Origin of the sequence: Ideonella alba (assembly GCF_018069845.1) — a bacterium.
Lineage (GTDB): Bacteria > Pseudomonadota > Gammaproteobacteria > Burkholderiales > Burkholderiaceae_C > Ideonella > Ideonella alba.
In genome coordinates this window covers 134,055-154,675 of sequence record NZ_JAGQDD010000001.1, presented here as the reverse complement: position 1 = coordinate 154,675, position 20,621 = coordinate 134,055, and the positions used below count along the sequence as shown (strand labels likewise).

Below are 20,621 nucleotides of genomic sequence, written 5' to 3'. Positions count from 1 at the left end.
GCCATGCGCACCCCACGCGCACGCTGGCGACTCTGGCATGGTGCGGTCGGCCTGGCGCTGGGCGCCTGGCTGGCCCTGCTGGGCCTGACCGGCAGCCTGCTGGTCTTCTACCCGGCCCTGGACGCCGCGCTGAACCCGGCGCTGCGCTGGACGCCGGGCGACGGCTGCGTGCAGCGCTGGCAGCCGGTACTCGATGCGCTGCGTGCGGCCGAGCCCCAGCGCGCCGGCCCCTGGCGCATCGAGCTGCCAGAGCAGGGTTGCGGCATCGTCCACGCGCGCTACCTGCAGCCCGCCGAGAGCCAGGGGGCTCACTTCCGCCCGCTGGTACTGCACCTGCACCCGCGCGAGCACACGGTGCTGGCACGCCGCTTCTGGGGCGACAGCGTGATGACCTGGCTCTACGACCTGCACTACACGCTGCTGCTGGGCGGCACCGGCCTGTGCCTGGTGGGCGGCATGGGCCTGGTGGGCCTGTTCATGACCGGCGCCGGCCTGCGCCTGTGGTGGCCAGCCACGCCGCACCAGTGGCGGCAGGCCTGGCGCTGCAAACCCGGCGCGGTGCGCCAGCGCCGCACCTGGGACCGGCACCGCCTGGCGGGCCTGTACAGCGCGCCGGTGATGCTGGTGCTGGCGCTGACCGGCACGGTGCTGGCCTGGCCGAGCTGGATCGAACCGCTGATCGGTCGCGTCAGTCCGCCGATGCCCCTGGCCATGGCCCACTCGGTGCCCCGACCGGGGACGATGATCACGCTGGACCAGGCCTTGGCCGCCGCACAGGCGCACTTCCCGCAGGCTCAGGCACGCTGGGTGGACACGCCGGACGGGCCCGAGGGCAGCTTCCGCGTGCGGCTGCAGCAGCCCGGCGAGCCCAGCGAGCGCTTCCCCAAGAGCTTTGTGCGCATCGACGCCTGGAGCGGCGCCGTGCTGGCCGCACGCGACGCGCTTGACCAACCCGCCGGCGACGCGCTGCTGGCCTGGATGCACCCGCTGCACAACGGCGAGGCCTTCGGCCTGGTGGGCCGCTGGGTGGTGCTGCTGTGCGGCGGGGTCTGGCCCTGGCTGGCCTGGAGCGGCTGGCGGCGCTGGCGCGACCGCCATGCCGCCCGCCGGCCGGTCACTCGATGACGAAGACCACCGCGGTGCGCGCCGGCACGCTGAGCGTGCCGGTGGCGCCGTCCAGCGTGGCCTGCCTGGCGCGCGCATCGGCCGCCTGCGGCGAGCGGTGCACCGGGTGCAGCTGCCAGCCGCTGGCCTTGAGCGCGTCGGCGCTGAAGGACTGCGTCTCCTTGCCCACGTTGACGGCGTAGGCCAGGCGGCGGAAGTTGGCCCCCGCGTAGCCCTCGCCATCGAGCACCGCGGCCAGCACCGTGGGCACCTGGGCCGAACCGGTGTTGACGAAGCGCAGCCGGGCCTTGATGTCGTCCGCGCTGCGCAGGCGCAGCAGCGTGGAGCTGGCGCGGATGCGCAGCAGGTCGCGGAAGACGTCGCGCGTCCAGGCGATCTCGTTGCCGGTGGGCTTGATCAGCGGGTTGGCCAGGCGCGGCTGGATCATGCCCCACTCATTGCCGTTGTCGCGCTGCGGCGGCAGGCCGACGCCGAAGTTGTTGTCGGCGTAGGTCCAGTCCAGGCGGTTGAACCAGTCGCCCGAGTCGTAGCTGTTGCGGTCCATCGACTTGCTGCGCAGCGTGTCCACGCCGGCGTGGAAGTAGGCCACGCCCTGGGCGAAGGTGTTCAGCGCGGCGCCCAGCATCTGCACGCGGGCGCGGTCCTCGCGCGAGGTGGCCAGCGGCAGGCGGTAGGCGTTGATGTCGAAGAAGGTCTGGTTGTCGTGGTTCTCAAAGTAGTTCACCACCTCCGACGGGTCGGTCACGTAGCCGGCCGGCAGGCCGCCCACGTTGATCTGCTCCAGCGGCAGCGTGGCGTCCCAGTGGGTGGTCAGCGTGTAGCTGCGGATCGAGCCGGCCAGGCCGGCCTTGATCACGTCGCCCAGCCACATCAGGTCGTTGCGCGAGCGGCCGCCGCCCTGGTCGTTCGGGTCGAACCACAGGCCGTTGACATAGCCCTGGTTGGCGATCAGCGCGCTGCCGCTGTCGCAGCAGCCGCCGCCACGCAGCGCGTCGCGCAGCATCGGGTTGAAGGTGCCGATGCCGGTGCCGTTCATCGACAACATCTCGGCCTGCACGAAGCGCGCGCCGTTGGCCACCTCGCCGAAGTTCCAGCCCTCGCCGATCAGCTGCACCTCGCGGCCGACGGTGGTGCGCAGTCGCTCCTTCAGCGCCACCATCACGCTGCGTGGCTGGTGGCCCATCAGGTCGAAGCGGAAGCTGCTGACGTGGTAGTCGCGGGCCCAGGTGACGACCGAGTCGATCATCAGCTTGCCCATCATGCGGTTCTCGGTGGCGGTGTTCTCGCAGCAGCTGGAGCGCTCGATGTCGCCGCTGGCGCCCAGCCGGTGGTAGTAGCCGGGCACCACGCGGTCCAGCACCGAGCGCTCGTTCTGGCCCGAGGCCGAGGTGTGGTTGTAGACCACGTCCATGCCCACCCGCAAACCCAGGCCGTTGAGCGCCTGCACCATGCGGCGGAACTCGACGATGCGCGCCGCGCCGTCGGACACCCGCGTGGCGTAGGCGCCGTCGGGCGTGGTGAAGTGCCAGGGGTCGTAGCCCCAGTTGAAGCAGTCCTGACCGGCGGTGGCCGCCACCGCGGCCTGCTGGTCGGCCGAGTCCGGCGCGCCCGACGGGCTGGGCGTGACGCAGCCGCGCTCGGGCACGCTGGCGATGTCGAAACTGGGCAGCAGGTGCACGTCGGTCAGGCCGGCCTGGGCCAGCGCCTGCAGGTGCTTCACGCCGTCGGCACGCGGGTGGGTGAAGGCCAGGTAGGTGCCGCGGTGCGCCGCGGGCACGCTGGCATCGTTGGCCGAGAAGTCGCGCACATGGAGTTCATAGATCGACATGTCCGGCGCCGCCGCCACGCGGTCGGGCGGCGCGCTGGCGTCCCAGCCGGTGGGCTTGAGCGCATGGGCGTCCAGGCTCGCCACCAGGCTGCGCCGGCTGTTGGCCGACAGGCCCAGCGAGTAGGGATCGGTCACCAGGTTGCGCACCACGCCCACGCCGCGCACGAAGACCTTCACGCCGAAGCGGTAGTAGGTGCCGGAGAGGTCGCCGTCGCGGCTGAGCTGCCAGATGCCGGTGGCCGGGTCGAACTGCATGTCCTCGGCGCTGCTGGCCGGGCCGTTGCCGTCGGGGTAGCGGAACAGCGCCACCTTCTGCGCGGTGGGCGCCCACAGCTTGAAGGTGGTGCGGCCGCCACTGACCTGGGCACCCAGGTCGGTCACGCCCTCGGCGGCCGCGTACAGGTCGTCCAGCGCACCGGCCACCTGCAGCGTGGTGGCGTTCTGCACCTGGCCGGCGTCGTTCTCCTGCACCAGCACCAGCTGGGCGGTGTGCAGGCGCGGCAGGCGGCGCAGGTCGGCGTCGCGCACGCTGAAGACCGCGCCCTTGCCCACCCACTTGAAGCGGGTGGCGGCGTCAGTGGGCACCTGGCCGGTGAAGGCGTCCAGCGCCAGGTAGCCGTCGGCCCCGCTGACCGGCTGGTCCAGCGCCACGCTGATCTGGCCGTTCATCGAGTGGTACAGCCGGACCTGGCCGGTGGCCTGCACGCGCGGCCACTGGATCAGCTGGCGGTTCAGCCACACCGCACGCGCATCGGTGCTGGAGACCGAGCGGGTGTCGGGCCGGGTGACGTAGACGGTGGCGTCCTGCTCCACCAGCCAGACATGGCCTACCTGGCCGGCGATGGTCAGCGCCGCGTAGTCGACACGGATGTTGTTCGAGCGCCCGTCCTTGTCGTTCTGGTTGGGCGGCATGCCGTGGATGATGAACTCCACGCCGCGCCGGTTGGCATCGTCCTTGGGGTTGAGCACGGGCAGATCGAACACCACCTCGCCGCTGCCGGCGCTGTAGCCGGGCATGCGGTCGAAGGCGAGCGGCGCATTCCAGTCCTCGATCGGCAGGCCCGCCAGGCGCGCGGTGTCCAGGCCGCTGCCGTTCCACAGGTGCAGGCCCCAGGCGGCGTAGTCGCCGGCGTAGCGCTGGTAGTGCACGCGCACCGTGCTGATGTCGGGCGGGCCCGAGTTGAGCGGGTTGCTCAGGTAGGTGGTGCCGTCGCCCTCCAGGCGCCAGATCTCGTTGGCGCGGCCCTGCACCAGCGTGTAGCCCTGGTCGGCACCGCCATGGTCCTTCCAGTCGCCCTTGTGGAACAGGTAGCCGACATTGCCGGTGTCGGCGTTCAGCGGGATGTCGTAGACGGCGCCGAAGTCGTCGCTGCCGCTGGCGTTCCAGCCGTTGTTCCAGCCCGGGTCCTGCGCGGCGCCCCAGCTGTGCACCTGCCAGCCGTCGTAGTCGGCGTTGTTGCGGCGGTAGTGGATGCGCAACGTGGTGGCCGCCGTGGCCGATGTGGCACTGCGGCGCGTGACCGGCACGGCGGAGAGCACCGCCTGTTCGTCGGCGGCATTGGCATCCGACAGCGAGAGCCGGTCATCCGAGCCCCCGCAGCCGCTCAGCCCCATGCCCATCAGCACCAGCAGCAGCCCCTGCCGCAGCCACCGTCCCAACGCACCCGTCCAGGTTGCCATCTGCGTCTCCTCGTATTCTCCGGCGCGATCGTATTGAAGTAAAACTACTTCGTTAAGTGCGTAGTTTCCCGGTGAAATCGATGTCACTACAGGGGTATTTGAGGGGTCATCGTGGTTTGTATGTACTCAAACTACAGATGCGAGCTGGCTGGACAATCGCGCCATGAGCGATCTCGCCCGCCTGCACGACCCGATCGTGGCCATTGCCACCGCCCCCGGCCGCGGCGCGGTGGGCATCGTGCGCGCCTCGGGGCGCGACCTGCGGCCGCTGATCGACGCTCTGGTCGGCACGCCGCTGAAGCCCCGCCACGCGCACTACGGCCCGCTGCGCGCAGCCGACGGCAGCGCGATCGACCACGGCCTGGCGCTGCACTTCCCGGCGCCGCACAGCTACACCGGCGAGGACGTGCTGGAACTGCAGGCCCACGGTGGCCCGGTGGTGCTGCAGCTGCTGCTGGCGCGCTGTCTGGAAGCCGGTGCCAGCCTCGGCCTGCGCGTGGCCGAGCCGGGCGAGTTCACGCAGCGCGCCTTCCTCAACGACAAGCTCGACCTGGCCCAGGCCGAGGCCGTGGCCGACCTGATCGACGCCAGCACCGAGGCCGCCGCGCGCAGCGCCAGCCGCTCGCTGGGCGGCGCGTTCTCACACGAGGTGGACGGTCTGGCCGAGCGCATCGTGCGGCTGCGCATGCTGGTGGAGGCCACGCTGGACTTCCCCGAGGAGGAGATCGACTTCCTCGAGAAGGCCGACGCCCGCGGCCAGCTGGCGACCATCGCTACCGCCGTGCAGCGCGTGCTGGGTCAGGCGCGCCAGGGCGCGCTGCTGCGCGAGGGCCTGCGCGTGGTGCTGGCCGGCCAACCGAATGTGGGCAAGAGCTCGCTGTTGAACGCCCTGGCCGGCGCCGAGCTGGCCATCGTCACCCCCATCGCCGGCACCACCCGCGACCGCGTCAGCGAGACCATCCAGATCGAGGGCGTGCCGCTGCACATCACCGACACCGCCGGCCTGCGCGACGACAGCGCCGCCAGCGACGAGGTGGAGCGCATCGGCATGGCGCGCAGCTGGGAATCGATCGAGGGCGCCGACGCCGTGGTCTTCCTGCACGACCTGACCCGCCTGGACGAGCCCGACTACCAGGCCGCCGACGCGCAGATCAGCCAGCGCCTGCAGCACGTGGACCCGGCGCGCCTGCTGCAGGTCTACAACAAGGCCGACCGCGCCGAGGCCGGCGACCGCGAGGGCCTGTTCATCAGCGCCAAGACCGGCGCCGGCCTGGAGACGCTGCGCCGCGCGCTGCTGGAACGCGCCGGCTGGCAGGCCGCACCCGAAGGCGTGTTCATCGCCCGCACCCGCCACGTGCAGGCGCTGCGCCAATGCGCCGAACACCTGGCGCTGGCCACCGAGCACGCGGCGCAGGCCGATGCGCAACTGGACCTGTTCGCTGAAGAGCTGCGGCTGGCGCACCAGGCGCTGCAGCAGATCACCGGGCGCTTCAGCGCGGATGATCTGCTGGGCGAGATCTTCAGCCGGTTCTGCATCGGCAAGTGAGCCGCCCGCTCACAAGCGCGCGATCTTCGCCTCGCTGACCACCTGGGTCCACTTCTGCAGCTCGGCCGCGACCATCGCGGTCATTTCCTGCGGCGTGCTGCCGCGGGCTTCGCCGCCCATCTCCGCCAGGCGCTGACTGACCGTGGGCAGTTGCAGCGCCCGGTGGGTTTCGGCCTGCAGGCGCTCGACCACCGCGGCGGGCGTGCCGGTGGGCAGCATCCAGCCGGCCCAGGAGCGGACGTCGTAGCCGGCCACGCCCTGCTCGGCCACGGTGGGCACTTCGGGCATGCCGGGCCAGCGCTGTGCGCCGGTGACCGCCAGCGCCCGCAGCTTGCCGGACTTGAGGTGGCCCAGCACGGCAGTGGGCGGGGCGATGACCATGGGCAGGTCGCCCGCGAGCAGACCGGTGACCGCGGCCGCGTCGCCCTTGTAGGGGATGTGCAGCAGCCGGGCCCCCGACAGGCGCGACAGCAACTCGCCAGCCAGGTGGTGAGTCGAGCCCACGCCCGCGCTGCCGTAGGCCACGCTCTCGGGCTTGGCCCGGGCCGCGTCGAGCAGCTCGGTCAGGTTGCGCAGCCTGGACTCGGCCTGGGTGACGATCAGGAACGGGAAGAAGGTGATGGTCGACACCATCTGGAAGCTGGCCACCGTCTGGTAGGGCAGCTTCTCGTACAGCGCGCCGGCCACCGCGTGACCACCGGTGGCCAGCAGCAGCGAGTAGCCGTCCGGCGCGGCCCGCGCCACCGCCGCCGAGGCCAGCGTGCCCCCCGCCCCCGCCACCGCCTCGACCACCAGCGGCTGGCCCAGCCCCTTGGCCATCTCGGCACCAACGATGCGCGCGATCGTGTCGGCGTTGCCGCCGGGCGCGAAGCCCTGCACGACACGGATCGGCCGCTCGGGCCAGCCGGCCGCGCGTGCCCAGGGCGCCGCGAGCGCCGCGCTGCCGGCCAGGGACTGGAGGATGAACTGTCGGCGTTGCATGGTGTCTCCTGCGTGTTGCTCGTTGTCCAAGGTACCGGGCCCGGTGTGGGCCGGCTTCAATGCTCAGGGGGCCCGATGGCGGCCGCGATCTGATCCAGGTGTCGCAGCGCGCCAGAGGCGTCCGCAGCGGTGGCGTAGACCTGCTGGTCCGGCCGCACCAGCGCGCAGCGCGCGCCCAGGCTGCGCAGCCAGTCGGCCAGCAGCGTGTGTTCCTCGGCCACCCGCAGGCCGGGCCCGGTGGGCGTGGGGCCGACGTCGGCGTCCACCAGCCGCAGCAGCCGGCCCTGCAGCGGCGCCAGCGCCGCCTCCAGCGCGCCCGCCTCGGCAGCGGTGAGTGAACGGTCGTCGGCCAGCACGCGCAGGCCATCGCCGCCCACCTCGTCGAGCCAGCCCCAGCCGCCATCGGGCGAGGTGCGCACGCGCGGCTGCGGGAACAGGCTGCCCGCGCCCGGGCTGTCGGTGGCGATCAGGCCGCCCACCAGATCGGGCAGCATCGACTGGCGCACGGTGGTGGGCACCGCGCCGCCGTGTTCGGCCAGCAGCCGGGCATCGCGCTCGGCCGCCTTCACCGGGTCACGCTCGCAGATCACGCGGCCCAGCGCCATCGCCGCGCGGGTGGTGGCGACCACATGCGGGCGGCGCTCGGTCTCGTAGCTGTCGAGCAGCGTGTCCGGCGCACCGTGGTGCAGCACGCGCGCCAGCTTCCAGGCCAGGTTGGCGGCGTCGCGCAGGCCCTGCACCATGCCCTGGGCCATGAAGGGTGGCGTCATGTGCGCCGCGTCGCCCGCCAGCAGGATGCGACCGGCGCGCCAACGCTGCGCGACCAGGCCGTGGAAGCGGTAGGCCGCGGCGCGCCACAGCGTGGCCTCGCCCGGGCGGATCCAGCGGGCCAGCAGCGGCCACAGCGTCTCCTCGGGCCACTGCTCGTGCAGCGGCTCGCCGGGCAGCAGCATCAGTTCCCAGCGGCGGTGGGTGCCCGGGCCGACGACAAAGGTGCTGGGTCGCTCGGGCTCGCAGTACTGCACCTGGGTTTGCGGCAGCTCGGCCAGCTTGTCCGGCCGCACATGGGCATCGACCACCAGCCAGGGCTCGTCGAACTGCAGGTCTTCCAGCGTGATGCCCAGCCGCTTGCGCACCGGGCTGGCGCCACCGTCACAGGCCACTGCATAGGCCGCGGTCCAGGTGCTGGTGTGGCCGGTGGCATCGCGCATCGTGGCCGTGACACCGCCGCCCTCGTCGTCCAGCGTGAGCACCTCGTGCGCCAGGCCGATGTGCACGTTCGCCTGGGCGGCCAGATGCTCGCGTAGCACCCGCTCCACCGCCGGCTGGTCGAAGACCCAGTTCGGCGCCCAGCCCAGCTTGTGCGGGGGCGGCGCCATGTCCAGCCGCTTGATCAGTCGCCCGCTGACGCCGCGGTACTCGCTGGGCCGGTAGGGGGCGATGTGCGGCGCCAGCGTCTCGGCCAGGCCCAGCGACTGCCACAGGCGCAGCGCCTCGTGGTCCAGCCCGATCGCGCGCGGCAGCGGGTACAGGTCGGGCAGGCGGTCGAACACCGCCACGCGCAGGCCGCGCCGGGCCAGCAGCCCGGCCAGCGTGGCGCCAGTGGGCCCCAGGCCGATGACCAGCACATCGGCGTGCCGCGATGCAGCGAAGGACTTCACCTCACAGCTGCCGCTGACGGGCCTCGAAGCGCGCGGCCCACTCGGCCTGCGGCATGAAAGTGGGATCGGCCTTGGCGATGCGCTCGGTCTCGGCCCAGATCTCTTCGTCCGGACGGTCCAGGTCCAGCGGGTCGCCGTGCGGCTGCGTCACGTACCAGGGCGTGTCGAGGTAGACCTCGAGCGTGTTGCCCTCGGGGTCCAGGCAGTAGATCGACAGCGCGTTGGCATGGTTCAGGCCGCGCATCGCGGTCGCGCCCTTGTCCAGCGCGCGCCGGCGGGCCTCGCGCAGGGCGTCGATGGTGTCGACCTTGAACGAGACCTGCATGATCGTGCTGGGTGAGCCGGCGGGCCGGTTCTGGGACAGCGCCACCTGGTGGTGCTGGTCCGAGCGCGCGCTCATGAAGGCCAGCGGATAGGGAAAGGTGAAGCCCACGCCGCGGTCGGTGAGCTGCAGGTCGAACACCGAGGTGTAGAAGTCGATCATCCGCTCGATGTCGAAGCAGGCGATGCCCATGTGGGCGAGGCGGGGTGCGTAGGACGAGGGCATCGGGGCCTCCGGGGAACGGGGTCAGGGAACGAGGACGAGCTTGCCGAGCACGTCGCCACGGTCGAGCAGTGCATGGGCCTGGCGCACCTCGGCCATCGGCAGCGCCAGGGTCGGCGGAGCCTTCACCCGCCCGGCGGCCATCAGCGCGATCGCCTCTTCCAGCAGGGCGCGGCGCTGTACGGGCAGCTCGTCGTAGGTGTGCATCGAGAAGGTGCGCAGTGCCAGGCTGCGGCCCAGCAGCGCGCGCATCTCCTTCAGCGTCTCGCGCTCAGGAAAGCCCAGCACCAGGTTGTAGGACACCAGCATGCCCATCGGCGCCAGCGCGTGCAGGCCGGCGGTGAGCCACTCGCCGCCCAGGTGGTCGAAGGCCATGTCGACGCCGCGGCCGTCGGTCAGCGCGCGCACATCGTCGGCCAGCACCGACGGGTCGGCGGCGACGATGGCCTCGGCCCCGTTGTCCAGCGCGAAGCGGCGCTTGGCCTCGCCGCGCGCGGTGCCGAAGACGCGGGCGCCCTTGGCGCGCGCCACCTGGGTCAGCGCCGAGCCCACGCCGCCGGCGGCGCCGGGGATCAGCACGCTGCGCACCGGCGCGCCGCCGGCGCACTGCAGCAAGGCGAGCGCAAGTTGCACATTGGGCAGGCTGGCCGCGTCGGCGGGCGCGATGCTGTCGGGCAGCAGGAAGGGTGCGCTGGCCGGCACGCAGACCGCCTCGGCATAGCAGCCGCCGCGCTGCGGCAGTTCGCGCGCGCTGACCAGCACGCGCCGGCCCAGCAGATCGGGCGGCGCACCGTCGCCCAGCGCGTCCACCACGCCCACCAGTTCCGCACCGGGCACCGCTGGCAGCGGCGGCATCCACTTGTAGGTGCCCTGGCGGATCAGCACGTCGGGCCGCCCGACGCCGATGACCTCGGCGCGCACGCGCACCTCGCCGGGCGCCGGCACGGGCGTGGGCAGCTCCTCGACCACCAGCGCCTCGGGGCCGCCGGGGGTGTGCACACGGATGGCGCGCATCGTGCCTGCGTCAGCGCTGGCCATCGTGCACCGAGACCTGCTCCTTGGTCAGGCCGCCCAGGCGCGCATGCACGCGCCCGCCGGTGCCCATGACCAGGGCAAAGAGGATCTCGTCGGGCCGCGGTGCGTCCTGGATGCCGATCTCCATGGTGTTGAAGTGGCTGCGCACGTAGCAGGCGTGGATGTAGTGCAGCGGCACCATCAGCCGGTAGCCGGTGGCCGCCACGGCCTTGGCCGCCGGCACGATCGCCTTGGGCTGGCCCAGCACCTCGCGCATGGCCCAGCCGCCGGCCTCGTGCCAGACGGCCGCATGCTCAAGTTCGCCGTTGACGCCGACGATGGCGGCCTTGCTGTAGACCTCGACCTGGTCGCGCCCCAGGGTCTCGACCAGCTCGGTGGCGAGCTGCGTGCCCAGCGAGCGCAGCTCGGCCATGAAGGGCAGCAGGTTCTCCTCAAAGCGGCCTGCATAGGGGTTGCGGATCACCGCGCAGGCGGCGGCCAGCTTCAGCGGCACCGCCGCCGGTGGCCCGCCCTCGTGGTGGATGGTCTCGATGGTCAGGCTGCGCTTGCGGATCTGGATCAGCGACATGGTGGGGTCCTGTGTGCGGGCCGTTCAGGCCTGGTCGACGATCGGGTTGCGCAGGGTGCCGATGGCCTCGATCTCGACCTCGCACACATCGCCGTGCTTCATGAAGCGCTGCGGCTTGCGCGACCAGCCCACGCCCGCCGGCGTGCCGGTGATCAGCACGTCGCCCGGCACCAGCGTGAAGATGGTGGAGGCGTAGGCGATCAGCCGCGGGATCGGGAAGATCATGTGGCCGGTGTGGCTGGACTGGATCGTCTCGCCATTGAGCCGCGTCTCCAGCTTGAGCTGCCGGCCCGGCGCGATCTCGTCGGCGGTGACCATCCAGGGCCCGAAGCCGCCGGTGGACTCGAAGTTCTTGCCGGAGGCGATCTGCTTGGCGTGGAACTGCCACTCGCGCACGCTGCCGTCGTTGTAGACGCTGTAGCCGGCCACATGGTCCCAGGCCTGGGCCTCGGGGATGTCGCGCCCGCCGCGGCCGATGATGACCGCCAGCTCGCCCTCCCAGTCCAGGCTCTCGGACACCCGGGGCCGCACGATGGGCGCCTCGTGCGCGGTTTGCGAGCGCCAGACGCGCAGGAAGATCGGCGGGAAGTCGGACAGCTCGCGCTGCATGCCGGCGGCCAGCACCTCCTGGTGGTGGTCCATGTAGTTGCGCACCGCGCAGACGATCTTCTCCGGCCGCGGGATCACCGGCAGGTAGTGCAGCCCGGCCAGCGGCCGCTCGGCCTGCAGGCCGGCCACCAGCGTGTCGCGGGTGGCCCAGGCCGGGCTGCCGACGAACTCGGCCAGCGTCGCGCAGCCACTGCGCTGGCGCAGCGAGGCCACGCCGTCGCCCAGCACCACGCCCCAGTCTTCCTTGTCTCCGTCCAGGTAGGACAACAGCTTCATCTTGGCTCCTGCCGGTCAAGCGACCGTGTTGTCCACAACTCTATTTTTTATGCATAAACTCATCCATGAGCACAAACCCGCGGTTTGGGCGCATCGGCTTGGACGACAATCCGCGCATGAGCGAGGATCCCAGCGACGGCTCTGCCTCCCTGGCGGAGCGTGCCTACCGCGACCTGCGCCGCGCGATCGTGCGCGGCGAGTTCGAGGCCGGTGCGCGCCTGCGCGTCGAGGACCTGACGCGCCGCTTCGCGGTCAGCAGCAGCCCGATCCGCGAGGCGCTGAACCGTCTGTCCGGGCAGGGGCTGGTGCGCGTTCTGGAGAACCGGGGCTTTCGCGTCGCGCCGCTCACGGCCGAGGGCGTCAGCGACCTGGCCCGGGTGCGCCAGCTGGTGGAGTGCGAGGCACTGCGCGACTCGATCGCCCATGGCACCGACGAGTGGGAGGCGCAGGTGGTCGCCGCGGCGCATGCGCTGGCGCTGACCGAGCGGCGCATGGGCCACGAGGCGCGGCCCCTGGATGACGACTGGTCGGCCCGCCACCGCGCCTTCCACATGAGCCTGTACGCCGCCTGCACCTCGCCCATGCTGCTGGACCTGGCCGACGTGCTGTTCGACAACGCCGAGCGCTACCGGCGCTGGGCCGCCCGCCACCGCACCCAGCCGCGGCGCAAGCACGACGAGCACCAGCTGCTGCTGGGCGCCGTGGTCGCACGCGATGCCGCCAAGGCCGTGGCCCTGCTGCAGACCCACATCTCGCACACCGAACGACTGGTCGCCGCGGCCCTGCACGGCATCGGCACGACCGATCGGCAGTGAGGCGCCGGGGGCGCCCGCGCCGCAGCGTCGTGGCGCTCAGCCGGTCCTGAAACTGCCCCTCAGGCCAGGCTGCCCATCGCCGCCAGCGGCGCGGCGCGCTCGGCCGCAGGGCCCATGCCGCAGGCCTGTGCGAGCTGCATCTCAAAGCGACCGACCACGTCGTCCCAACCCAGGGCGGAGGCGGTCTGCCGCGCCGCATGCGCGATGCGGTGGCGCAGCCCGGGGTCGCCGGCCAGGACGGTCAGCGCCGCCGTGAACCCGGCGGCATCGCCAACGGCCGCCAGGCAGCCGTTGTCGCCATGGCGCACCAGCTGCGCGGCCGCCGCGTGGTCGAAGGCGACCAGCGGCAGGCCGCTGGCCAGCGCCTCGATCGTCACATTGCCAAAGGTCTCGGTGACGCTGGGGAACGCGAACACATCCATCGACGCGTAGTGCGCCGCCAGGTCCAGGCCCCGGCGCACGCCGGCGAACAGTGCGTCCGGGCAGGCGGCCTGCAGGGCCGGCCGCAGCGGCCCGTCGCCGACGAGCAGCAGGCGAGCGCGGGGCTGCACGCGCTGCACCGCGCGCCAGGCGTCGACCAGCACGCCCAGGTTCTTCTCGGCGGCCAGGCGACCCACGCAACCGATGACGAGGTCCTCGTCGCTGACGCCCCACTCCTGGCGCAGCGCGGCGCTGCGACGCGCCGGCGAGAACTGCCGCGTGTCGACGCCGCGAGGCACGACGCGCAGGCGCTCGAAGCCGGCGCCGGTCAGCTCGCGTTGCAGCAACTCGGTGGGCACCAGCGTGCAGGCGCACTGGTTGTGGAACTTGCGCAGGTAGCCCATGATCGGCCGGCTCAGCCAGCCGATGCCGTAGTGGCGGCTGTAGGCGCGGAAGTCGGTCCGGAAATCCGAGGTCACCGGCAGCTTCAGGTACTGCGCCGCCTGCAGCGCCGACCAGCCCAGCGGCCCTTCGGTGGCCACATGCACCACGTCGGGCCGGCGCAGCTTCCAGAGCTTGACCAGCGCGCGTTTGCTGGGCACGCCCATGCGCAGGTTCGGGTAGCGCGGGATCGGCAGGCCGTGCATCAGCACCTCGTGGAAGCGGGGCTCGGTGCCGGCGGCGTCGATGCGGTCCTGGCGCGGACGCACCAGCTGCAGGTCGTGGCCGCGGCGGTGCAGGCCCTCGACGAACTGCGCCGTCGTCGTGGCCACGCCGTTGACCTCGGGGGGATAGGTCTCGGTGACGAAGGCGATGCGCAGCTGACGCCATGCCGAGGGGATCTCGTCGACCTGCAGGGGGGCGTCCTCGCTCATGTCCATGGCGCGATGCTGAGTGCGCCGTGCAACAGCACGATGACAAGTCACCACGATTTCACGAAGCATCCGCACCATCGGCCGCTGTGCGTCACTACCCGTTGAGGAGATCGCGTGTCCACCTTTCTTCAGACCCTGAGAACCCAGCGCTGGGACGACCATCGCTACTACCACCAGAGCCGCATCAACCAGACGCTGCACTTCATCAGCGCGCTGAGCTTCCTGGTGGCCTATGCGCTGCTGTTCATCGACCCGGCGCTGGCCGCGATCGTCGGCTGGTGCTTCTCGATGACGACGCGCCAAGCCGGCCACTTCTTCTTCGAGCCGCGCGGCTATGACGAGGTCAACGATTGCACCGACGCCTACAAGGAAGCGGTCAAGGTGGGCTACAACCTGCAGCGCAAGATCGTGCTGCTGTCGGTGTGGGTGGGCCTGCCGGTTCTGCTGTGGCTGCAACCCGCGCTGTTCGGACTGATCCAGCCAGCCACCGACCTGGGCGGCTGGGTGCATGACCTTGGCATGGCCTGGCTGGCGCTGGGCGTGGCCGGGCTGCTGTTCCGCGTGGTCCAGCTGTGGCTGCGTGACGGCGCGATCCCTGCGCTGGCCTGGATGACCAAGATCCTGACCGACCCGGTGCACGACCTGATCCTCTACCACCGCGCGCCGCTGGCGCTGTGGCGTGGCGAGCGGCTGGACCCGATGCACCATGTGCAGCCGGGTTCGCGCCATTGAATCGCTCAGCCGCTCAACGCCAGGCGCGCAGCATCTCGCCAAGGAGGCTGCGCCGGATCGACCGGTTGCTGATCGACGCGTCGTGCCACCACCAGCCATCGGCCTGCATGGCCCGCGCGGCGCTGATGAACTTGCCGAGCACGGCCTCGAACGCATCGTCGCTGTAGTTCAGGCTCCAGACGAGGCGGCCCGTGCCCACCCAGCTCAGCAGCAGACCATGCGCGCGCAGATAGAACTGCAGCATCCAGTTGTAGCGCGAGGGCTGGGTGTAGAGCACCGTCCAGATGCTCGACAGCCCCGCCACCCGCACCGGCAGACCGGCCTCGGCCAGCGCTGTGTTGAAGCGCTGCAGGCGCTGCGACCAACAGTGGTCCAGATCGGCGTAGAGGCGCTGCACCTCGGGGCTGTCCAGCCGCCGCAGGAAGGCGTTCATCGCCGCCATCACCATCGGGTGGGCGTTGAAGGTGCCGCGCGCGAAGCAGATGTCGGCCGGGTGGCGTTCGCGGAAGCGCTGCATCAGCGTCTGCCGCCCGCAGACCACGCCCACCGGCAGGCCGCCGCCCAGGGTCTTGCCGTAGGTGACCAGGTCGGCCTGCACCCCGAAGTACTGCTGGGCGCCACCGGGCGCCAGGCGAAAGCCGACGAAGATCTCGTCGAGGATCAGCACGATGCCGCGCTCGCTGCAGACCGCGCGCAGGCGCTGCAGCCAGGCGGCGTAGGCGGCGCGGTCGACCCCGGCGCTGCGGCTGCTGTCCACCAGCGACGAGTCGCCCGGCGCCGGCCGGTTGGGGTGCAGGGCCTGCAGCGGATTGACCAGCACGCAGGCAATGTCGTGGCGGGTGCGCAGCACCTGCAGGGCGCGCTCGTCCATGTCGGCCAGCGTGTAGGTCTCGCGCACCGGCGTCGGGTTGCCGGGGCCGGGTTGCACATCCTCCCACCAGCCGTGGTACGCGCCGGCGAAGCGCACCAGGTGACTTCGCCCGGTGTGGTAGCGCGCCAGGCGCACGGCCTGCATCACCGCCTCGGTGCCGCTCATGTGAAAAGACACCGCGTCCAGGCCCGAGATCGCCTTCAGGCGCTCGATGTTGTCGGCCACGCAGGGCAGGTAGTGGCCCAGGACAGGGCCGACCGCCTGGGCCTCGGCCAGGCCCTCGGCCAGGGTCTGCTTGTAGAAGTCGACCCCGAAGACGTTGACGCCGTAGCTGCCGGTCAGGTCGTGGAAGACCTGGCCATCGATGTCCTCGACGGTCACGCCCTGGGCGCGTGCGATGAAGCTGCTGGTGCGCAGGTGCTGCCGGATCACTGGCGAGAACTGGAAGGGCACACGGTAGCTGCCGGTGAAGCGCAGGTCGGGCAGGCCCTCGCGCGCCTGGGCGGTGAGCGCTGCCCCCCGCGGCCAGGCTTGGTCAAAGTCGTGCGACAGGCGCAGCAACGCGGCGCGGCGGCGGGCTTCCACCTCAGGCGGCGCACCGTCGACCTTGAAGAAGTGGGCCTCGTCATAGGCATACCCCGGCAGCCAGCGGGCCAGGCGCTGGGCGATGCGCGCATGGCCGGCCAGCGAGCGGTGCTTGGCGCGCGAGAGCTGCAGCCGGCGCCGCGCCTTGGGCAGACCCCAGGCCAGCAGACCCAGGCCCAGCAGGGACCACGTGATGGTTGTTTCTTCCATGGTGAGCAGTGATGCCAACGACACCCTCGGATATACCCGCCGCGCTTGACACCGCTGTGAAGCACAGCGCCTTCCGCCGCCTGTGGCAGCAGGAAGACCTGAACTTCCTGCTGACCAACCGCATTCCGCGCATCGCGTTGACGCGGGCGATGGGCCGCTTCAGCCGGATCCGCAGCCCCTGGCTGACCCGGGTCAGCATCGCGCTGTGGCGGCTGTTCACCGATCTGGACCTGTCCGATGCGCGGCAGCAGCGCTTCGACAGCCTGCAGGCCTGTTTCACCCGCGAGCTGCGCCCCGGCGCCCGTCCGGTGGACCCCGACCCGCAGGTGCTGGCCAGTCCCTGCGACGCGATCGTCGGCGCCTGTGGCGTGGCCCGGGCCGATCAGGTGTACCAGGCCAAGGGCTTCCCCTATTCGATGCGCGAACTCTTCGGCCCCACCCAGGACAGCGCGGTGTTCGAGGGCGGCACCTGGGTCACGCTGCGGCTGACCTCGGCGATGTACCACCGCTTCCATGCACCGCACGACCTGACGGTCGAGCATGTGACCTACCTGAGCGGCGACACCTGGAACGTCAATCCGATCGCGCTGGCCCGGGTGGAGCGCCTGTTCTGCCGCAACGAGCGGGCAGTCATCCGCGGCCGCCTGACCCAGGGCGGCCACCCGATCGCCCTGGTGCCCGTGGCCGCGGTGCTGGTGGCCAGCATCCGGCTGCACTTCCTGGACGTGCTGCTGCACCTGCGCTGGCCCGGCCCGAACGAGATGCCCTGCCAGGCGCCGCTCACCAAGGGCCAGGAGATGGGCTGGTTCGAGCATGGCTCGACGATCCTGGTCTTCGTGCCCCCCGGCTTCGCGCTGGCCAGGGGCATCGCGCCGGGGCGGCGGCTGCGGGCCGGCGAGCCGCTGATGCGCCTGCCGACAGGCGCTTAGCGGCGCAGCACCGGCGCCGTCGCCGGCTCGCCAGCCACCACCGACGGGGCGGACGGGCGTGCCAGCGTGCTGATCGGCGGCAGCGCGGCGGTGCTGCGGTCGATGATCTCGAGCCGACCGTCGGCGTGCTCGACCAGCGCGGTCAGGCTCTCGACCCAGTCGCCGTCGTTGCAGTACAGCACGCCGTCGACCTGGCGCATCTCGGCATGGTGGATGTGGCCGCAGACCACGCCGTCGGCGCCGCGCCGCTTCGCTTCATGCGCCACCGCGACCTCGAAGTCGTTGACGTAGCTCACCGCCCGCTTCACCTTGAGCTTCAGGTAGCGGCTCAGGCTCCAGTACGGCAGGCCGACGCGGGCGCGGACACGGTTGAACCAGCGGTTCACCTTCAGCGTCATCTCGTAGGCCATGTCGCCCACATAGGCCAGCCACTTGGCGCACTGGATCACGCCGTCGAACAGGTCGCCATGGGTGATCCACAGCGTGCGGCCGTCGGCGGTCTGGTGCAGGCAGTCGTCGACCACCTCGACCCCGCCGAAGTTGTGCTCCACATAGCGGCGTGCGAACTCGTCGTGGTTGCCGGGCACGAACACCACCCGCGTGCCCTTGCGCGCCTTGCGCAGGATCTTCTGCACCACGTCGTTGTGGGCCTGCGGCCAGTACCAGCTGCGGCGCAACTGCCAGCCGTCGATGATGTCGCCGACCAGGTACAGCGTCTCGCAGTCGACATCGCGCAGGAAGTCCAGCAGCGCCTGGGCCTGGCAGCCCGGTGTGCCCAGGTGGACATCGGAAATCCAGACGGTGCGCACCCGCAGGCACGCGGGCGCAGCATCAGCAACAGCGTGGGCAGACATGACCCTGCATGCTGGACCCGCGTGATGACGCCGCCGTGAAGGCCGCGCGTCGGCGCCGCGTCAGCGCCGTCAGGGCACCAGCTTCAGCGCGCCCATCTCGCGCCGCAGCAGCTCGGCCTCGTTGCCCAGCCGAACGGCGGCCAGGCCCAGGAAAGGCTCGTCGCGGGCGCGCATCGCCTCGGGGGTGGCGTGCTGGTAGGCGTCCACCGCCTGCAGGCCCAGGGTCTGCAGCTGGCGGTTCGCGGTTTCGGCCGCGGCGAGCGACTGGGTGCTTCGCTGCAGCAGGGCGCTCAGCGTCTGCGTCAGGCGGCGCTGCTCGGCCAGCTCGGCCTGCAGGCGCTCGGTCTCGGCCTGCTGGCGCTGCAGGCGTTGGGCGGTCTCGTCGCGCTCAGCACGGGTGCGGTCGTGGTCGGCGCTCAGGCGGTCGCGCTCGGCCTGGGCCTGCGCCAGGGCCTGGCGGGCGGCGGCAAGCTGGCTGGCCGCGGTGCGCTGTGCGGTGCGGCGCTGGTCCAGCTCGGTCTGCCGGGTCTGGTCGGCACGCGCCAGCGCATCGCGCTCGCTGCGCAGTTGCGCGGCTTCCTGCTGCGCGGCTTGCGCGGCGGCCTGGGCCCGGCGGGCAGCCTCGCGCAGCGCGGCGCTGCGCTTGTCGTCCTGGGCCAGCGCGCCCAGGCAGGTGGTGGCCAGCGCCACGATGAGCAGGCGCCGCGCGGCGGCCAGGGAGCGGTTCGGTGTCATGGTCAGAAGCGGACGTTGGTCTCGATCTGGAGGGTGTCGATGCGCAGCGTGGCGCTGCTCATGTTGCCGCTGACCTGGCCGCTGCTGTCGGTGTAGCGGACCTTGTCGTCCAGGTTGCGCGTGCTGATGAAGCGCAGGCCCAGCGTGGTCTGGTGGTCGAAGGCGTATTCGCCGCCGAGGCTGAAGCCCCTGTAGTTGGTGCCGCCGCCGTGCCAGGCGGTGTCGGTGAAGGCGTCGATCCAGGCGTCGCGCTCGAAGTGTCGCCAGGCCAGGTGGGCCTGCCAGTCGCCGGGTTCGCGCAGGCGCGGCATGCCCAGACCCAGGCGCACCTGGTAGCCCAGGGTCTTGGCCTTCAGCGACGACAGGTCCTCGCCGGCGCGGCGCGAGATGTCGGCGGTGTCGAAGCCGGTGTTCTTCACCACATCCAGATCCAGGCTCAGCTCGTAGGGGCGGAAGTGCCTGGCCACCACGCCCAGGCGCAGGTCCACCGGCCGGAAGCGCGAAGCCAGGCCCCAGGTGGCACTGCTGGCGCAGCCGGGCGTGCTGGGCGTGGTGATGCAGGTCGGGTGGTTCAGGTTGATCAGCGTGTTGCCCTTCTGCCGCACCGCCGCCGGGTACTGGCTCTGCAGATAGGGCGTGGTGCCGGCGCGCTGGTTGACGGGGGGCAGCGACGAGGCGACCGTGCCCTCGACGTTCTGGAAGTCGTACAGCCCGATCGAGCCGCGCAGCTGCCACTGGCCATTGGGTGCCCAGTCCAGGCCGATCTGGCCGCCATAGAGCCATTTGTCGTTGCGGTTGTTGGCGAACTCCTCCAGCGGGAAGGCGCCGGCCACCGCGAAGCCGTACAGGCCGCTGGCGAGGTCGATCTCGCCCTTGCCGGCCACGCCGTCCAGCCCCAGGTCCGCCGGCCAGATCAGGTCGCTGTGGTCAAAGGGCACGCCCATGCGCCCGGCCTGCAGCGACCAGCCCTGGCGCGGTTCCCACTTGATCCAGCCGCGGTCGATGCCGACGCTCCAGCGGTTGCCGTAATTGCCCAGGGTGACGCTCTCGGAGCTGGGGCTGCCGGTGGTCGAGCCGGTGGCCACGCGCACCTGGGCCGTGACCGAGTCGCTGGCCTTGACGGTGGCGCCCAGGCGCGCGCGCGCGGTCAGGCGGCCGCGGTTGTACTGGGTGTTGGTCAGGTCCGGCGCCCAGGCCGGCGAGTCCTGCAGCAGGCTTTGCACGGTGAAGGACTCGGCACCGATGTTGGCGCTGTCGAACAGCTCGGCCTGGCCGCGCACCCGCAGATCGCCGTCGATGGCCACGTTCTTCAGCCAGCCGGGCAGACGCCGGCCGTCGGTCCAGCCTTCGTCGCGTGCGGTGCCGAGGATCTCGTTCTTGATCTCCTCCTTCATCTGCGCCCGGGCGGTCTCCGGCAGGTAGGGCACGCGCACCACCTTGGGCGCCTGGGCGGGCGGCGCCCCCCAGGCCGGTGCCGCGGCGGTGGCGGCCGGCCGGGCCTTGCTGAGCAGCTCGTCGGCCTTGGCGCGGCTGAGCAGGCCTTGCTCGACCAGCAGGTCGATCAGGGCCAGGGTGGTCGAACGCAGCTCCTGCAGCGCGGCGCGCTCGGCGGCCGGATCGGCGGGGGTCTGGGCCGGCGCCGCGGCAGCGGCCAGGGCCAAGGCCAGGGCGCTGACCAGGGGCAGGCGGCGGAACGTGGGCGGGGTCATCTCGGGCATCTCCGGAAAGCGGTGTCGATGGGG

The 20,621-nt window shown here is 71.6% G+C and carries 17 protein-coding genes; 5 read left to right on the top strand and 12 right to left on the bottom strand.

What is annotated here, in order from left to right; translation table 11 throughout:
• Nucleotides 1-3 precede the first annotated feature (3 nt).
• Nucleotides 4-1,125: a PepSY-associated TM helix domain-containing protein gene (locus KAK03_RS00605; protein WP_210851079.1), complete on the top strand. Its 1,122-nt coding sequence runs from the start codon at nt 4-6 to the stop codon at nt 1,123-1,125.
• Here the strand turns inward: KAK03_RS00605 and KAK03_RS00600 are convergent.
• Nucleotides 1,115-4,633, bottom strand: coding sequence for an alpha-1,6-glucosidase domain-containing protein (locus KAK03_RS00600; protein WP_210851078.1), 3,519 nt, complete (start codon nt 4,631-4,633; stop codon nt 1,115-1,117). The two genes, KAK03_RS00605 and KAK03_RS00600, sit on opposite strands and share 11 nt — an antisense overlap.
• A gap of 163 nt (nt 4,634-4,796) precedes the next feature.
• Here KAK03_RS00600 and mnmE point away from each other — a divergent pair, with 163 nt between their 5' ends.
• The gene (gene mnmE / locus KAK03_RS00595) at nt 4,797-6,179 is read left to right on the top strand and encodes a tRNA uridine-5-carboxymethylaminomethyl(34) synthesis GTPase MnmE (protein WP_210851077.1); all 1,383 of its coding nucleotides are present in this window, start codon (nt 4,797-4,799) and stop codon (nt 6,177-6,179) included.
• A 9-nt stretch (nt 6,180-6,188) separates the two neighbouring features.
• Here mnmE and KAK03_RS00590 read toward each other — a convergent pair whose 3' ends face one another.
• The 6 genes from KAK03_RS00590 to KAK03_RS00565 are packed head-to-tail and all read right to left on the bottom strand — an operon-like array spanning nt 6,189 to nt 11,853.
• Nucleotides 6,189-7,160, bottom strand: a complete 972-nt coding sequence (locus KAK03_RS00590) for a tripartite tricarboxylate transporter substrate binding protein (RefSeq protein ID WP_210851076.1) — start codon at nt 7,158-7,160, stop codon at nt 6,189-6,191.
• Nucleotides 7,161-7,216: 56 nt separating this feature from the next.
• Nucleotides 7,217-8,821, bottom strand: coding sequence for a bifunctional 3-(3-hydroxy-phenyl)propionate/3-hydroxycinnamic acid hydroxylase (locus KAK03_RS00585; protein WP_210851075.1), 1,605 nt, complete (start codon nt 8,819-8,821; stop codon nt 7,217-7,219).
• Nucleotide 8,822: 1 nt separating this feature from the next.
• Entirely contained in the window at nt 8,823-9,368 is a 546-nt protein-coding gene (locus KAK03_RS00580) for a VOC family protein (protein ID WP_210851074.1), read from the bottom strand.
• A gap of 21 nt (nt 9,369-9,389) precedes the next feature.
• Nucleotides 9,390-10,379 (bottom strand): zinc-dependent alcohol dehydrogenase family protein, encoded by a 990-nt coding sequence (locus tag KAK03_RS00575; RefSeq protein ID WP_210851073.1) that lies wholly within the window; start codon nt 10,377-10,379, stop codon nt 9,390-9,392.
• Nucleotides 10,380-10,389: 10 nt separating this feature from the next.
• Nucleotides 10,390-10,968, bottom strand: coding sequence for an amino acid synthesis family protein (locus KAK03_RS00570; RefSeq protein WP_210851072.1), 579 nt, complete (start codon nt 10,966-10,968; stop codon nt 10,390-10,392).
• 24 nt (nt 10,969-10,992) lie between these two features.
• Entirely contained in the window at nt 10,993-11,853 is an 861-nt protein-coding gene (locus KAK03_RS00565) for a fumarylacetoacetate hydrolase family protein (protein ID WP_210851071.1), read from the bottom strand.
• A gap of 116 nt (nt 11,854-11,969) precedes the next feature.
• Between KAK03_RS00565 and KAK03_RS00560 the strand changes: the two genes are divergently transcribed.
• Nucleotides 11,970-12,668, top strand: coding sequence for a GntR family transcriptional regulator (locus KAK03_RS00560; protein WP_210851070.1), 699 nt, complete (start codon nt 11,970-11,972; stop codon nt 12,666-12,668).
• A gap of 59 nt (nt 12,669-12,727) precedes the next feature.
• Here the strand turns inward: KAK03_RS00560 and KAK03_RS00555 are convergent, their stop codons facing one another.
• Entirely contained in the window at nt 12,728-13,969 is a 1,242-nt protein-coding gene (locus tag KAK03_RS00555) for a glycosyltransferase family 4 protein (protein WP_210851069.1), read from the bottom strand.
• 108 nt (nt 13,970-14,077) lie between these two features.
• On the opposite strand from KAK03_RS00555, the gene KAK03_RS00550 reads away from it, so the two are divergent.
• On the top strand, nt 14,078-14,695 hold the full coding sequence (locus tag KAK03_RS00550) for a DUF962 domain-containing protein (protein ID WP_210851068.1): 618 nt from the start codon (nt 14,078-14,080) through the stop codon (nt 14,693-14,695).
• A 13-nt stretch (nt 14,696-14,708) separates the two neighbouring features.
• On the opposite strand, the gene KAK03_RS00545 is transcribed toward KAK03_RS00550, so the two are convergent.
• Nucleotides 14,709-16,361, bottom strand: coding sequence for an aminotransferase class III-fold pyridoxal phosphate-dependent enzyme (locus KAK03_RS00545; RefSeq protein ID WP_210851067.1), 1,653 nt, complete (start codon nt 16,359-16,361; stop codon nt 14,709-14,711).
• A 56-nt stretch (nt 16,362-16,417) separates the two neighbouring features.
• Between KAK03_RS00545 and asd the strand changes: the two genes are divergently transcribed.
• Nucleotides 16,418-17,290 carry an archaetidylserine decarboxylase gene (gene asd / locus KAK03_RS00540; RefSeq protein WP_310738424.1) on the top strand — a complete coding sequence of 291 codons (873 nt, stop codon included), beginning with the start codon at nt 16,418-16,420 and terminating at the stop codon, nt 17,288-17,290.
• Here the strand turns inward: asd and KAK03_RS00535 are convergent.
• The 3 genes from KAK03_RS00535 to KAK03_RS00525 all read right to left on the bottom strand — a co-directional run bounded on the left by KAK03_RS00535 (nt 17,287) and on the right by KAK03_RS00525 (nt 20,588).
• Nucleotides 17,287-18,144: a UDP-2,3-diacylglucosamine diphosphatase gene (locus KAK03_RS00535; protein WP_210851065.1), complete on the bottom strand. Its 858-nt coding sequence runs from the start codon at nt 18,142-18,144 to the stop codon at nt 17,287-17,289. The genes asd and KAK03_RS00535 overlap by 4 nt on opposite strands.
• A 69-nt stretch (nt 18,145-18,213) precedes the next feature.
• Complete coding sequence (locus KAK03_RS00530; protein WP_210851064.1) at nt 18,214-18,879, bottom strand: hypothetical protein; 666 nt, start codon at nt 18,877-18,879, stop codon at nt 18,214-18,216.
• Between the two features lie 2 nt (nt 18,880-18,881).
• Entirely contained in the window at nt 18,882-20,588 is a 1,707-nt protein-coding gene (locus tag KAK03_RS00525; protein WP_210851063.1) for a putative porin, read from the bottom strand.
• Between the last annotated feature and the right edge of the window lie 33 nt (nt 20,589-20,621).